Origin of the sequence: Amphritea balenae, assembly GCF_003858655.1 — a bacterium.
GTDB lineage: Bacteria > Pseudomonadota > Gammaproteobacteria > Pseudomonadales > Balneatricaceae > Amphritea > Amphritea balenae.
In genome coordinates this window covers 335,391-350,432 of record NZ_RQXV01000002.1, presented here as the reverse complement: position 1 = coordinate 350,432, position 15,042 = coordinate 335,391, and the positions used below count along the sequence as shown (strand labels likewise).

Here is a 15,042-nt window from a genome sequence, read left to right as displayed (position 1 = left end):
GATTTAGTTATTATTTATTGAGAAACAACCGCCAGAGTGACGGTCGCTTTGGATACCAGTTCAGCCTTATCACCACTGACACAGAACACTTCCGATTCAGCGATAATCAGCTGCTTACCGGGTTTCAGCACCCGGGATCGACACTCCAGACGATCTCCCTTAGCGGCCCGGAGTAAATTTATCTTGAACTCAGCGGTTAACACAATCTGATTTTTAGCTAACAGTGTAGCCCCCGCCGTACCAGCGGTATGGTCAGCCAGTGTCGCCTGCACACCGGCATGAACATAACCATCCTGCTGCAGGTGCTTATCATTCAGTTCAAGCGACGTACTACAATGACCGGGTTCAAAACTCAGCAGTTCAAAACCCAGATCCCGGACAAAGGGCGCGCTATAGAACACCCTTTCAACTTCATCGGCAAAGTCAGGGTTATACACCCTGAACTCCGCCGGAGCAGATTGAAGCTCAACCATAACAGTCAGGCCATCGTATCCGCTTCATCTTTAGCCCGGTTACGCAGGATAAAGCGCTGAATTTTGCCACTTGGTGTTTTCGGCAGCTCTTCAACAAACTCAATTTCCCGCGGGAAAGCATGGGTAGACAAGCGGTTACGAACATGGGTTTTCAGCTCAGCAGCTAACTCATCTGAAGCATCAAACTGCTGCATAACAACCACATAAGCCTTGATAATGGCGCCACGCTCCAGATCAGGTTTACCAATAACACCGCTTTCAGCAACCGCCTCATGCTCTAGCAACGTACTTTCAACATCTGACGGCCCAACACGGTAACCGGCTGTGGTAATAATATCGTCATCACGACCATTGAATGAGTAGCTACCATCACCATGACTGATAACTACATCACCGGTCAGGTAGTACTTGCCACGGAACGGATTCTTTTCACCCCAGGTATAACCCGGGAAGAAGAACAGTGGCGAATTTTCCATATCAACGGCTAACTCACCGGTCTCACCTTCAGCGACTTCCTGCAGATCATTATTAAGCGCAACAACCCGGACACCAGGCATAGAGAAGCCCATAGAGCCAACCCGAACAATACGCTGCTCCAGGTCATGATGGTTACAGGCTGTCATACCGGTTTCAGTCTGACCGTAATGATCCATCACAGGACAACCTAAACGACGGTCTACCCAGCCAATAACTTCAGGGTTTAGCGGCTCGCCGGCACTACTGGCAACGCGCAGATCAAATGTGTCATCGTCAGTCAGAATATCATCATGTGCCATCAGCAAGCGGTACGCCGTAGGCGCCGCTGCCAGGTTAGTAATTTTATACTTACGCAACATGTCGTAAGTCGTTTCTGGGGTAAACGCCTGCTCGTTGAAGTGGGTGGTATTACCCAACAACAGTGGACCTACTACCGCATAGTACAAACCATACGCCCAGCCCGGATCAGCCACGTTCCAGTAAGTATCTTCCGGCCGCAGACCAATAGCAAAACGCATATAGTTATAGAACGCTAACAGCGCCCGTGCAGGAACAGCAACACCTTTAGCTTTGCCGACAGTACCCGAAGTAAACATTTGCAGGAAAGGATCATCCGCGCCAATAGTAACCGGAGCAAAGACATCTGATTGCTGAGCCATCTCAGTTTCAAAATCAGCCAGTTCTGCATACTTTGCATCGGCATCCTGTCGATTAAACAGAACAACCGGTGGGCAGCCCTTAACATCATCAAGTTTAGATACATTGTCAGGGTCAGTGATCAACAGCTTTGTTTGTGCCTGCGTTACCCGATATTCAATTGCGCCGGCACCAAATGCAGTAAACAATGGCTGATAGACAGCACCCGCACGCAAGGTGCCTAACACTACAACCATCAGTTCGGGTGTGCGGGGCATCAAACAAGCAACCCGATCCCCTTTGCCTATGCCTCTCGCTTTCAATAGATTAGCAAATTTCGCTGCACGTTTTTGTAGTTCGGCAAAGGTATGACTGGAAGCCGGACGAGAAACACCTTCATAATTCAGTGCAATTTTATTGCTGTCCTCAGCCCAACGGTCACAGATCTCTTCACATACATTAAAGCCATCCTTCAGGTTGCCGATCAGCTGATCTTCAATCTGAGCCGGTGTGAAGCTGTCATAATATTCCTGATAATTTGCAATAGTCATTATTTGCCTCGTTGTTATCTTTATTCAGGCCCTTATATCGATGCAAAAGCCCCTGGCTTTTCTGACACAGATATAAGACTGGTCCTTTATCTTTTCTAAAAAATGTTTACTAAGCCGTTAATCAAACAGACCTGCGGTACGTAAATGTTCAATTTCAGATGCGCTATAACCCAACTGATCTAGCACCTGCTCACCCTGCTCACCGCAAAAGGGTGCAGGCTGCAAAGGCTCTTGATCAAAGCCCAGCGCCGGAGCCACCTGACGTTCACCTGCGGGGGTCTCAATAATCATATTTCTTGCCTGGAACTGAGGGTGCGTTGCCGCCTCAGATACCGTCAGTACCGGTTCAACACAGGCATCCAGATCTGCAAGTTCTTCACACCAGGTATCAAGGTCCTGGCGACTAAATTTTTGCTGCAGCAAAGTTTTAAACTGCAACTCTTCCAAGGGCGGGTTATCCTGAATGTTCAACGCCTGCGCCAGCCGTTGACGAAACTGTGGTTCAAGGCTGCCCACTGAGAGGTAACGGTTATCTGCGGTGCGATAGTAATCGTACAGCCCACCGCCATTCAGGAAATTACTTTCCGGCTCAGGATCACGACCACCATTAAGCGCCCCCGGCGCCATTAATGCCTGCATAGCCAGGGTATTGTCGGCCATCGAAATATCTAAGTAACAACCTTCACCGCTAACCTGTCGACCGATCACAGCCGCCAGTACAGAGATCACCGCAGGGTGCGATCCGGCCGCCACATCAGCAACCTGCAACCCCATAGGCGCAGGCCCTGATGCTTTGCGCCCCATATGACTCGCAGCACCCGATAGCGCCAGATAGTTAAGATCATGGCCCGCTTTATCCCGGTAAGGCCCATCCTGACCGTAACCCGTTACCGAGCAATAGATTAACTTAGGATTGACCTCTTTAAGACTTTCGTAATCCAACCCAAGCCGGGCCATTACGCCCGGACGGAACTGCTCTACCAGAATGTCGTACTCTGAAATTAGCTGGCGAATAATCTGACCGGCATGAGGATGTTTAAGATTCAGCGCCAGGGATTTCTTACCCCGGTTAAGGTAACTGAATGCGGCAGACTGTCCGTCAATCTGCGGCATCATATTACGCACCAGATCAGGCCTTGAAGCCGATTCAACCCGCAGCACTTCAGCCCCCAGATCAGCCAACATCATGGTGGCATAGGGACCTGGCAACAAGGTTGACAGATCAAGTACTTTAAGGCCCTTCAAAGGTGATTTCACAGTTTAATCCTCAGCCGGCTGCCTGGAGTATTTCACGGGCAATAATCAGACGCTGAACTTCACTGGTTCCCTCGTAGATAGAGGTAATCCGGGCATCACGGGTCATACGCTCCAGGGGATATTCTTGCATATAGCCATAGCCACCCAACAACTGCAGTGCTGAATAACACGCCTGATTGGCCTTTTCACTGGCAAACAGTTTTGCCATCGATGCTTCTTTAGCAAAGCTCAGACCTTTCTCTTTCCGGTCCGCCGCACTCATCAACAACAATCGCGCTGCTTCCAGCTCGGTTACCCGGTCAGCCATAATCCACTGTAAGCCCTGGAAGTCAGCTATCGGCTTGCCAAACTGCTTACGCTCTTTGGTATAAGCAACGGCAAAGTCCATAGCCGCCAAACCAATACCCAGTGCCAGAGAACCAATACCGATACGCCCTCCCGCCAACTCAGCAACAGCGATACGGAAGCCGTCATTCAGTTTGCCCAGAATGGCTGAGTCTGGCACTTCGCAGTTATCAAAATGAACTTCATTAGTCGCTGAACCGTGCTGCCCCATCTTTTTCTCAGCAGGCCCTACGGTAATACCTTCTGCATCAGCAGGTACCAGGAAGCAGGTAATGCCGCGGCCTTTTTTCGCATCCGGATCAGTAACAGCCCAAACAACGAACACACCGGCAAACTCAGCACTGGTGATCCACTGTTTAGTCCCGCTGATTGACCAGCCGTTATCAATTTTTACCGCTTTAGTTCGCATCGAAGCAGGATCAGATCCAGCACCGGCTTCAGTAAGACAAAAGCTACCAGCCTGGTATTCGCCACTACAGATCTTTGGCAGATACATCTGCTTCTGCTCTTCATTACCGACGACCTGAATAACCTCAGCAACCATATTAGTTACCGACATTGTCACCGCCGTAGATGCACAAGCTTTAGCGACTTCAGTAATAGCCAGACTAAATGCCACCGCACCCGCTTCAGTGCCGCCATACTCAGCATCAATGTTCAATCCCATAAAACCAAGTTCTGATAGCTGACGGCAATGCCCCAGAAGTATCTCACGATCTTTGGTCTGATCTAGTTTTTCTGCTGCAGGTGCAAGCTCACTTTCCGCAAAGCGACGGGCTGCATCCTGAATCATCTGTTGTTCTTCGTTGAGATTCAGATCCATTAGTAATTCCTGAATTCTTTTTGTTAGGGTATTCCCCTAAGTATATACCCCGATAGCCACCTTTCGTAAATAGACAATTCGTTTTTTTTCTTAGAACAGTCGATAAAACAGTTTTATAAAGAACTAAATCATTATTTTATAAACTAACCAATAACACCGATTTTCAACAAACTTGACCGTCAGATACCCGACATTTACCAGAACTTTCAGATAACGAGGTGCAGCAGATCAGTGAAATTTTAATTTTCACAAATAGTTTAATTGCGCTTAACAAATTAACTGTTAGAATCCGCGCCGACACAAATCAACACAAACTGAATGATGAATAAAAAAAATAAAATACTGATCAGTGCGTGTCTGTTAGGAAATAAAGTCCGTTACGACGGCAGGGATAACCTAATAGATAGCGATTTCATTAATCGCTTGCACACCCAAGGACGACTCATACCCGTATGCCCCGAAATTGAAGGCGGACTACCCACACCACGGCCACCGGCTGAGATACAGGATAAGTTTCCACTTCGAATCACCAGCTGTATTGGTGAAGACGTTACCCCTCAGTTTCTCGAAGGTGCAGAAAAAGCGGTAGAGATAGCTAAGCGTGAAGGCTGCTGTTGCGCGCTTCTAAAATCACGCAGCCCATCCTGTGGCAACCTTGAAGTCTACGACGGCAACTTTAACGGCACTATCAAACCGGGCTCAGGCGCAACAGCCGATGAACTTATGCGCAGTGGTATTCCGGTATACAATGAGCGACAACTCGATCAGTTTATCGAATTCGTCGAACTATTAGATGATTGCGAACCTGAAGCACAGCGCCAGACAGGATAACTCCTGACTGGCGCTATTAAATTTCGCCAGCTGCACGGAGTACATATGATTGAAGAGGAACTGGCTTCACTGGCCCATTTCTACACCCTGATTATCGATTTTTTCGTTAACTACAGCTTTCAGGTAATCGGCGCCATAATCATCCTGATTATTGGCTTAATCATCGCACGCTGGATAGCCAACCTGACCCTCCGCCTGTGTCAGAAGAACAATGTTGATATAACCCTGAGCCATTTCATCAGCAGCACAGTACGACTGCTGATTATTGCTATGGTTGCTATCATCTGTCTGGGCAAATTCGGTATCAGCGTTGCCCCATTCATTGCCGCTATCGGTGCTATTTCACTCAGTATCGGACTTGCCCTACAAGGGGTCTTTTCCAACTACGGCGCCGGGTTCACCATCATACTCACTCGCCCATTTGTGGTGGGTAATACTATCCGCTGTAATGACGTGTGCGGTATTGTTGAAGAGATTAGACTGGCTCACACACTACTTTCCACCGAAGACGGTGAAATTATCACTATCCCCAATAAACACATCGTTGGTGAGGTGCTGGTTAACTCTTTCGAGAACACGGTAGTAGAGGCCAGTATCGGTATCAGTTACAGCAGCTGCCCGGATCAGGCGATCGCCCTGATTCAACAACAATTAAGCGATAATGCTGGCGTGGTTCAGGAGCCTGCTCCACAAGTTGGTATTGCCGCATTTGGCGATTCATCTGTCGAACTGGCATATCGCTACTGGGTTCCGACTAAACAGTTATTCGAGCTACAGTTTCAGGTTAATGCCGCTATCTTTAGCGCATTCCGGGACAAGGGAATTGAGATCCCGTTCCCACAAAGCGAAATAACGTTAAAAAATGAAATAAGTTTGACTAAGAAGTCACTGGATAAAGGTGTAGCCTCAAAGCATCTGTAACCTTTAAGAATCAGTTACAACAAGAAAAGGACGACTCATGAGCGAAACAACTTGCGGCAGCTGTCTGTGTGGCAGCATCAGCTATCAGTTTACCGGTACGCCACGGGGCTTTCAGTACTGCCATTGCTCACGTTGCCAGAAAATCACGGGCAGCGCCCACGGCGCTATAATGTTTGTTAAACCCGATCAGTTTGAATGGCTTAGCGGTGCTGATCTGGTAAGCCGCTTCGAACTACCCGAAGCAAAATTTTATGCGTCTTGCTTTTGTAGTAAATGCGGATCATCACTGCCATGGGAAATTCAGGGCGGTGGTAATGTCGCCATTCCTGCAGGCAGCCTGGATCAGGACCCGGGTGTACGGCCAACACGTAATATTTTCACCAACTCCGATGCCTGTTGGTATGAACCTGCCAGCAATCTGGATAACTTTGCCCAAGGCCCTGTAAGAAGATCTTAAGCGTTGCTAGAAACATAACAGACAGATAATAAAAAAGGCCTCAGGGGCCTTTTTTATCAGGTATCCATTCTAATATTTTTCTAACAGTTCAGGACTGAAATCCTCGAGGGTAACTGAATAATCGTACTGTTCTATCAACTTATCCAGATCGGACATCGCACGATTAAGCTCTTCCATGGTGATAGTATTGTTATCCAGGGTATACAGCTGTTTCGAGCCTTTATAACTCCAGTTCATTATGACCATGGCATCCCGATCACCTTCAGCCATCGCTGCTTTAATCGCCTTCTGTTTGCGATATATCTTATTCAACATCTGTTTAAGATCCCAAACATAGAGCACCTCAAAAAGATATTCATGATTGCGATAACGCCTGAACAGCTGAACGACGACAAAAGCAGCAACAACAACACCAGCAACATTAAGCCAGAAATTGCCTTGCTCATTACCCAGCAGATAGATCAACCCGGAAGATACCGGCAATGCTATCGCCATCATAAGAATCACTACCCCAATAAAAACCTGCTTGTAGTGTTTGCTATAACGTTGTTTATCTATTTGTTGCAATTGCATGCTGGTTACCTAAAAGAGATGCCGAATAAAAGTTAGGGGGATTATAAGGTTTGTCTGGAAAGAGTGTTAAGCTAAATATTGTCTGATATGACTCAGCAAGAGAATGAGTTCCACTTTTTGCTTCAGGCAGCATTATGTTACAACGACTATGTATTTTCCTATCAATACTGCTTTTGTTCGGTTGCTCGCAGCCGCTCAAACCTCTGATATCACCTCAAACTAAGCAAAATCCTGTTATTTTCCGCTGCCAGCAAGCGATCAACCACCTTGAAACGATGACTGTGCACCATAGCGGCACTTTAATTGGCGTTAAAATTAACAACACCCCCTGGCTGCGTAGTAACCGCCTACTGCAACACTTTATTCAGCATAGATCGCTCAACGAGTCTAACTTAAACAGCTTGTTAGTACGTATGTCTGATCTGGCGAGCCACGGACTGATCAATGAAAGTAAGAACTTGCCCCAGGTTAAGCGATCCCGCTGGCTGACCGACTACAAAATTGTTGATCCACAACGTTTCATCCAAGAGTGCAACGCTCAGTTAAGCCAACTACTTCTTGTGAATCCAGGCCAAACAATAAGCTGGCTACGACAACTAAAACAGGATGATGATTATTCTGACACAGCGCGCGTTATAGGCCTTTATCCACTGATGTCGATACCCTTTCGTTACGGCGTTGTGCAAGAACAACAACAGATAATGCAGCTTTGGTCAGGGGAAGCAGACAAAAACTGGAGCGCCTACCAACCATCAACTAAAACCCGGGCATACACGAACGACAAGTTTCCCTTAGATAGTCTTGGCTTGCCGGTACTCACATCACTACAACAAAACAAACTGCTTAATCGTTATGCTCCCACCTGGATGATCGCTTCAGAAACAGCCGCTAATATTCCCGGCCAGCCCTTTTGGCATAAGCAACAACTAAAAGTAAATGTAAAGCAGCCTGTCAGTTACAACTATGTTTCACTGGGTATTTTTAATGACCAGCCTGTATTGCAGTTAAACTACCTGACCTGGTTCACCGAACGCCCTTCAGATGGCTGGCCTGACCTTCTAGCCGGTCAGCATGATGCTGTCATTTTCCGCATTCACCTTACACTGAATAACCAGATTATCGCCTATGACAGCATTCACTTATGTGGCTGCTGGTACACCCTGGTACTTGAACCAGACCAACCCTACATACCTCGTACCGGTTGGTTTAACGAACCCACGTTAGTCTTGCGCAGCCAATTCAGTAATCGTATGGCGCTATATCTGCAAACGGACACTCACCTGCTTATCGCAGCCTCCCCTGCTGAGAGAACTGTAGCAACCAAAGTCAGTCACTACACAGCACTACCTTTTGAGCAACTGCTTAGCCTCCCCCTTTCCCTACCGAAATCAAAGACAACTGACGCCTCTCACTCAGACCAGCGCAAAGCCGTATTCAATAAGCTCGGATATGTCGCAGGCTCACAACGGGACGAACGATGGCTGTATTGGCCCATGGGTATAAAAAGCCCGGGAACACTCAGACGCCCTGGCGACCACGCGATTAATTTCATCGGCAAACTTCACTTCGATGACCCTCTGATACTGGAAAAACTTGGTGTAGGCATGCGCAAATTGTAGATCTGCCACCCTATTTATACCTTTCATTAACCGAAACTCTTGTTCAAGCGCCGCTGCCCCCCTACAATACCGGGCTTTATTATTATCTATCTGAGATCAGGTTTATCCTATGCGCGCCAGCCAATTTCTGATTGCTACGTTGAAAGAAACTCCATCCGATGCTGAAGTTATCAGCCACCAGCTAATGCTGCGTTCCGGTATGGTCCGTAAGGTTGCAGCCGGCCTGTACAACTGGCTACCGGCAGGCCTGCGCACACTGCGCAAAGTTGAACGCATTGTGCGTGAAGAGATGGATAAATCCGGCGCTCAGGAAGTACTCATGCCGGCCATTCAACCATCTGAGCTGTGGCAGGAATCTGGTCGCTGGGAACAGTATGGTCCTGAACTGCTACGCCTGAATGACCGCCATAATCGCGCCTTTTGTGTTGGCCCGACCCATGAAGAAGTTATTACTGATCTGGTACGCAACGAGATCCAGAGCTATAAACAACTGCCGGCTAACTTCTATCAGATTCAAACCAAATTCCGGGATGAAGTACGTCCACGCTTCGGCATCATGCGTTCCCGAGAATTCATCATGAAAGATGCCTATTCATTCCACAGTAATAAAGAGTCCCTGCAGCAGACTTATGATTTGATGCATCAGACCTACTGTAATATTTTTGATCGTATCGGCCTGGATTATCGTCCGGTACTGGCAGATACCGGCTCCATTGGTGGTAACTCGTCTCATGAGTTCCACGTACTGGCGTCATCCGGTGAAGATGATATCGCCTTCTCTGATAGCAGTGATTACGCTGCTAACGTTGAGATGGCCGAAGCTCTGGCGCCTGCCGCTGAGCGAGCAGCCCCTACCGCTGAAATGACACTGGTTGATACACCTAACGCTAAGACCATCGCTCAGCTGGTTGAACAGCACGACCTGCCTATCGAAAAAACCATTAAGACGCTGTTCGTGAAAGCCTCAGAAGAGTGCGAAGCGGATTTCGTTGCGTTGTTAGTACGCGGCGATCACGATCTGAATGAGATCAAAGCTGAGAAGCACCTTCTGGTTGCAGCACCACTAGAGATGGCTGAAGAAGACGCAATCAAAGCATTGATTGGCGCAGGCCCTGGCTCACTGGGTCCGGTAAATCTGCCAATCCCATGCATTGTCGATCGTTCTGTTGCACAGATGTCAGACTTTGGTGCCGGCGCTAACATTGAAGGCAAGCACTATTTTGGTATCAACTGGGAACGTGATCTGCCACTCCCTGAGACGGCTGATATCCGCAACGTTGTAGAGGGCGATCCAAGCCCATGCGGTAACGGCAAACTCAGCATCAAACGCGGTATCGAAGTAGGCCATATTTTCCAACTGGGAAATAAGTACTCTACTGCACTGAATGCAAAAGTTCTGGATGAGAATGGCAAAGCCGTCGTCATGGATATGGGCTGTTATGGTATCGGTGTTACCCGTGTCGTTGCTGCTGCCATAGAACAGAATTACGACGACCGGGGCATTATCTGGCCGGAAGCCATTGCACCATTCAGTATCGCACTGGTTGCTCTGAAATATGAAAAATCAGAGGAAGTTCGTGAACAGGCTGATAAGCTTTACGCAGAGCTGACGGAAGCGGGTTACGAAGTTATTCTGGATGATCGTCCAAAGGTTAGCCCTGGCGTGAAAATGGCCGATATGGAACTCATGGGCATTCCTCATCGCGTTGTAATTTCAGACCGCGGCATCAAAGCCGGCGCACTGGAGTATAAAGGTCGTCGCGATGCTGACAAACAGGAAATCGCTATTGATGATCTGGTAAGTTTTATAAATAAAACCGCCAAAAAGTAAAACATCAAGCGGGCCTATGGCCCGCTTTTTTGTATGCAGTGCAAGGAATGCACTAACTCAAAAACATCACAGAGAATAACGACTATGGATAAAGTCCGACTTCTGGTCCCTTCTGACGATACCGCCCAAAACGCAGAACGCTGGTATGAATTTGCTATCTATATCAGTCGCCATACCGACACACCAGTCACACCATTAATTGCCTCAAGTATTTCAGAATATAAAGACCTGAGCGAAAACGCTGATCTCGCCTACGCCTTTCCAGACCAGATTTGCAGACTTATTAATCATAATCAAATGACACCCTTTGCTCAGCCCGTGAACTGCTACGAGGAGGCTGTCATAGTGGCAGGCCCTTCGGCACCAAAAGAAAACTTATCAGCCATCCACAGTGCATCATTAGGTGGCGTGAAAGGCAGCTTCGCCCATCGCCTCGGGCTAACCCTGTTGCACAAAAAACAGATCCGTCCATCAACTATCATCGCCAAATCCAGCATGATGGCCTTACTGAGAGGTTTGCAAAGCGGCGAACTACAGTACGCACTACTCAGCAATGATTTTCTTGAACAGCTATCGCCACTCAGCCGCGAAGGTATTAACCTCCTGGCACGTAGTCATATTGCCAAAGCCTTTCCTGTGCTGATGTTTGCGCCAACAATAAAACCGCTAGCACCAACACTTCTACGCGTATTGCTACAGATGTCAGAAGACCCGAAGGGTCGCCAGATATTACTCGGATTAAACATCCCGGCCTGGATCAGACCCGAACGAGAGAAATTATTAACTATGCTTGCTATGCTGCGCGGTTGATACTGGCACTAGCCTGCTCTGTCTCTTATGATAAGTAGTAATAGACAGGCCCCTCTTATTAAAGCGCAGAGACTCGTATGTATATCGCAATGAACCGCTTCAAAATTAAACCAGGCCATGAACAGGAGTTTATCGAGATTTGGAAAAATCGCGACAGCCACCTGAATGAAGTAGCCGGATTTATCTCATTTAACCTGTTACAAGGTGAGCCCGGTGAAGAATATACGCTAATGTCTTCCCATGCTGTCTGGCAAGACCGGGCCTCTTTTGATGGCTGGCTAACCTCTGACGCATTTAAAAAGGCCCACGCCAGCGCAGGCGGTAAAAACCGTAAAGATATCTATATCGGCCCACCTTCATTCGAAGGCTTTGAAGCAGTACTTTAAAGTACTCTTTTTTAATAATGTATATTGAACAACCGGTATTTATTTAAGCACAGGCATTTCAAGAACGGACACTTTAATGATCAGATTCAGCTCACTGCAAAGACCGCTTTTCCTATTAATACTATTTTTTAGTATTTCGGTTAATGTCAGCGCTGCGGAAGTTGATCCGGCACTACGGGATGCACTGAAGCAGGCTTTTTCTGAAAGCGACAGCTTTGAAGACAGGTTTGCGGCTGAAGTATGGCTGACCGATATGTCCGGCAGAACTCAGCGTTATGTCAAAGATGATCTGGAACGAATCGAAATACTCAGGACAGTCCACGCGGAAGCTAATCGGGTCGAGCTTCCAGTCTCGCTGCTGCTAGGCGTTATCCATACGGAAAGCCTGTTCGACCGTTTTGCTGTATCAGTGGTCGGTGCCCAGGGACTAATGCAGGTTATGCCATTCTGGAAAAAGGAGATCGGACGCGAAAATGATAATCTGACCAATATTCAGACTAATCTGCGATATGGCTCAACCATCCTGAAACACTATCTTGGACGTTCGAAAGGTGATCTGACTGAAGCACTGGCCCGCTACAATGGTAGTTATGGAAAGACCTGGTATCCGGAAAAGATCTATCACAATCAGCGCCGTTATCAGGACTGAAGTCGCAACCGGCTAAATTCAGCGCGCATCTTATGCTGTACCTCTTCAGGCACATCAAGCGCCAGGATCGCCTCCGACAGTGTTCGCGCCTGACCATGCTTAACGACCGTTTTTAGCAGCGCCCATGACTCATGACTAATAGTAATTGTTTTATCGGTCGATCTGCGAGAACCATGGGTCTTTCTATAACGCCGAACACGGATCGCATTGCGTAATTTGCCAACAATCCCCTGATGCCGGGGGTGCTCGTTAAACACCCGTAAACAATCACCAAATTCTGAAGAGCTCTGCTCCGGCCGACGCCGGGATCGCAACTGATTTACAAGCTCACTCATATCATCAAAGGCGTTACTCAAACCCTCTTCTTCAGCAAAGCCCCCCTCTTTTCGCACCTGTTTAAGGACGAATTCACGGGCAAAAGAAAGGTCTTCCGAATTAAGTATGTAATTAGTTGTACGGGCCATCTCTTACTCTCCTGAGAGCAAATACAGATTATCAGGCTACAAAACGCAGTGATTATAGTTCAACATCTCTGATTCAGGCTAGCTTTTGCATTACACAGGTAGCCAAAATGGTTATCTATTAATCAACACAAAAACAGCACAAAAAAAACCGGCTACATAGCCGGCCTGTTGTCACTGCTTATTCAGATAATGTCAAAACCTGAATAACACTCATCAGATTCAACCCGGGTACTTTCAACCTCAGCCACGGTGGCTAATTCTGGTCCCAGGCTTAACCAGGCCTCAAGTAGCAGCAATCCGGCTTCATCACCACAAGCCATCACCTCAACACGCCCATCAGGCAAATTACGGGTCCAACCTGTCAGGCCATTTGCTATTGCCTGATCCACCGTGGATTGACGAAACCAGACCCCTTGCACCCGGCCCGATACAAACGCATGTAAACACTGCATTTAGCGCTCCTGTTTCTGTTTAGCCATCGAAGAATCAATTGTGCCCTGTCCGGAAGAACCAGGACCAGAGTCAGCGCTACCCGTCACTACTGACTCGACAAACAGCTGTGCGAGACTATCACTTAATAACTGCTTACGATGCTCACTTAATTGCTGAAGACGGTTATCCAGCTGCCGTTGCCAGCCTGTCATTGCTTGCGCTACCGCCGCTTCAGGCAGTGGCCAGGGCAGCAACCGGTTTAATTCATACAGAGAAAAGTTTTCCATACTCCGGGCCAGAATATATTCACCTCTATCGGTGCGCCGTAACACTGACGATTCTAATAATAACTGGCTATATGTGTCCCATTCATTCTGATCCAGTCCTTCAACATCCTGCAACAATACTCTGTCAGGCAGTGCATCGCCTCTCTTCTGCGCCAACCACAAGCGGTTCAAAATCGCGACCAGAGTATGCAGATGAGACAGATGCTCACCACGGCGATGATCCCGATACACAGTTAACGCCCGGGTTAACTCGGCCCCTAACAAAATGATAATCCAGGAGATAAAAATCCAGGCCAGAAACAGTGGGACTGCAGCAAAGGCACCGTAAATTAACTCATATGAAGGAAACTGCGTAACAAAGAGGGCAAAAGCACGTTTAGCGGTTTCGAACAGTATCGCGACCACAAGCCCACCAACAAATGCATTGCGCAATGGTACTTTACAGTTTGGCACTGCGGCATATAACAATGTAAAAGCAGCCGCCGACATTAACAGCGGCAACATCGCCAACAAGCGCGCACGTCCTACCAGTTCCGTGGCACTGGTAAAGAGTGACATCGAGGCGATATAAGATGTCACCAACAAACCCACACCGATCAAAATAGGCCCCAGACTAAGAACAGCCCAGTACAGAAGAAAACTGGACATCCCTTTTCTGGGCTCACTAACGCGCCAGATACGGTTCAGTGCCGCCTCGATATTCTTCATCATCATTATTGAGGTGACAAACAGGAAGATCAGGCCTACCGCCGTTAATTTACGCGCCTGGGACGCAAAACTACTCAAATACTCTTGCACTACAGCGCCGGTCGCCGGTACAAAGTTATCAAAAATCCAGCCCTGCAACTCTGGCCCTGCACCCTGAAATGAAGGGATCGCAGCCAGCATCGCATAGCTAACCGTCATCAGGGGGACCACGGCAAATAACGTCGTGTATGTCAGAGCCGAGGCATTGAGAATCCCTTTGTTATGAACGAACTGCCGTCCAAGATAAAGAAGAAATCCTCTTATGCCGCGACCGGTCAATAGATCTTTGTTCATCAGAACGACTCTATATAGATAAAATTAAAGAACTTATTAGCTGCTTTCACAATATATTACCCCACCAGACTTTTGACCAGTAACCTGGAACCTTCGAATAATTCCTGCCGGCACTTATCATCCCTTTTTGAGGGGCTGGCTTACGGGAAAGCTCACGATCAAGGAAGAATTTTGCAATA

Annotated in this window: 16 protein-coding genes; 8 read left to right on the top strand and 8 right to left on the bottom strand. The window is 47.7% G+C overall.

Annotated features, from left to right (window positions below; genetic code table 11):
* Nucleotides 1-14 precede the first annotated feature (14 nt).
* From EHS89_RS05860 to EHS89_RS05845, 4 genes are all read right to left on the bottom strand, one after another.
* Nucleotides 15-473: a PaaI family thioesterase gene (locus EHS89_RS05860; RefSeq protein WP_124925191.1), complete on the bottom strand. Its 459-nt coding sequence runs from the start codon at nt 471-473 to the stop codon at nt 15-17.
* A 5-nt stretch (nt 474-478) separates the two neighbouring features.
* Complete coding sequence (locus EHS89_RS05855) at nt 479-2,137, bottom strand: AMP-binding protein (protein ID WP_124925190.1); 1,659 nt, start codon at nt 2,135-2,137, stop codon at nt 479-481.
* Nucleotides 2,138-2,254: 117 nt separating this feature from the next.
* Nucleotides 2,255-3,394: a CaiB/BaiF CoA transferase family protein gene (locus EHS89_RS05850; RefSeq protein ID WP_124925189.1), complete on the bottom strand. Its 1,140-nt coding sequence runs from the start codon at nt 3,392-3,394 to the stop codon at nt 2,255-2,257.
* Between the two features lie 10 nt (nt 3,395-3,404).
* Nucleotides 3,405-4,562, bottom strand: a complete 1,158-nt coding sequence (locus tag EHS89_RS05845; protein ID WP_124925188.1) for an acyl-CoA dehydrogenase family protein — start codon at nt 4,560-4,562, stop codon at nt 3,405-3,407.
* 318 nt (nt 4,563-4,880) lie between these two features.
* On the opposite strand from EHS89_RS05845, the gene EHS89_RS05840 reads away from it, so the two are divergent.
* From EHS89_RS05840 to EHS89_RS05830, 3 genes are read left to right on the top strand one after another with little or no spacing between them, the layout of a single operon-like run.
* Entirely contained in the window at nt 4,881-5,393 is a 513-nt protein-coding gene (locus EHS89_RS05840) for a 2-thiouracil desulfurase family protein (RefSeq protein WP_244937337.1), read from the top strand.
* 45 nt (nt 5,394-5,438) lie between these two features.
* Nucleotides 5,439-6,314 (top strand): mechanosensitive ion channel family protein, encoded by an 876-nt coding sequence (locus EHS89_RS05835; protein ID WP_124925187.1) that lies wholly within the window; start codon nt 5,439-5,441, stop codon nt 6,312-6,314.
* A 37-nt stretch (nt 6,315-6,351) separates the two neighbouring features.
* On the top strand, nt 6,352-6,771 hold the full coding sequence (locus EHS89_RS05830; RefSeq protein ID WP_124925186.1) for a GFA family protein: 420 nt from the start codon (nt 6,352-6,354) through the stop codon (nt 6,769-6,771).
* A 69-nt stretch (nt 6,772-6,840) separates the two neighbouring features.
* Here the strand turns inward: EHS89_RS05830 and EHS89_RS05825 are convergent, their stop codons facing one another.
* Nucleotides 6,841-7,344, bottom strand: a complete 504-nt coding sequence (locus EHS89_RS05825) for a DUF3087 family protein (protein WP_124925185.1) — start codon at nt 7,342-7,344, stop codon at nt 6,841-6,843.
* 134 nt (nt 7,345-7,478) lie between these two features.
* Between EHS89_RS05825 and EHS89_RS05820 the strand changes: the two genes are divergently transcribed.
* From EHS89_RS05820 to EHS89_RS05800, 5 genes are all read left to right on the top strand, one after another.
* A complete protein-coding gene (locus EHS89_RS05820; protein WP_124925184.1) occupies nt 7,479-8,963 on the top strand; it encodes a hypothetical protein in 1,485 nt (494 codons plus the stop codon).
* Nucleotides 8,964-9,072: 109 nt separating this feature from the next.
* Nucleotides 9,073-10,794, top strand: a complete 1,722-nt coding sequence (locus tag EHS89_RS05815) for a proline--tRNA ligase (protein ID WP_124925183.1) — start codon at nt 9,073-9,075, stop codon at nt 10,792-10,794.
* An 84-nt stretch (nt 10,795-10,878) separates the two neighbouring features.
* Nucleotides 10,879-11,604 (top strand): PhnD/SsuA/transferrin family substrate-binding protein, encoded by a 726-nt coding sequence (locus EHS89_RS05810; protein ID WP_170167422.1) that lies wholly within the window; start codon nt 10,879-10,881, stop codon nt 11,602-11,604.
* A gap of 77 nt (nt 11,605-11,681) precedes the next feature.
* A complete protein-coding gene (gene hmuQ / locus EHS89_RS05805; protein ID WP_124925181.1) occupies nt 11,682-11,990 on the top strand; it encodes a heme-degrading protein HmuQ in 309 nt (102 codons plus the stop codon).
* 76 nt (nt 11,991-12,066) lie between these two features.
* Nucleotides 12,067-12,639 carry a lytic transglycosylase domain-containing protein gene (locus EHS89_RS05800; RefSeq protein WP_170167421.1) on the top strand — a complete coding sequence of 191 codons (573 nt, stop codon included), beginning with the start codon at nt 12,067-12,069 and terminating at the stop codon, nt 12,637-12,639.
* Here the strand turns inward: EHS89_RS05800 and EHS89_RS05795 are convergent.
* The 3 genes from EHS89_RS05795 to EHS89_RS05785 form a co-directional block, all read right to left on the bottom strand.
* The gene (locus EHS89_RS05795) at nt 12,630-13,103 is read right to left on the bottom strand and encodes a hypothetical protein (RefSeq protein WP_124925180.1); all 474 of its coding nucleotides are present in this window, start codon (nt 13,101-13,103) and stop codon (nt 12,630-12,632) included. The genes EHS89_RS05800 and EHS89_RS05795 overlap by 10 nt on opposite strands.
* A gap of 182 nt (nt 13,104-13,285) precedes the next feature.
* Entirely contained in the window at nt 13,286-13,555 is a 270-nt protein-coding gene (locus EHS89_RS05790; RefSeq protein WP_124925179.1) for an acylphosphatase, read from the bottom strand.
* Nucleotides 13,556-14,863, bottom strand: coding sequence for a virulence factor BrkB family protein (locus tag EHS89_RS05785; protein WP_124925178.1), 1,308 nt, complete (start codon nt 14,861-14,863; stop codon nt 13,556-13,558). It lies immediately after the preceding gene.
* Nucleotides 14,864-15,042 lie beyond the last annotated feature (179 nt).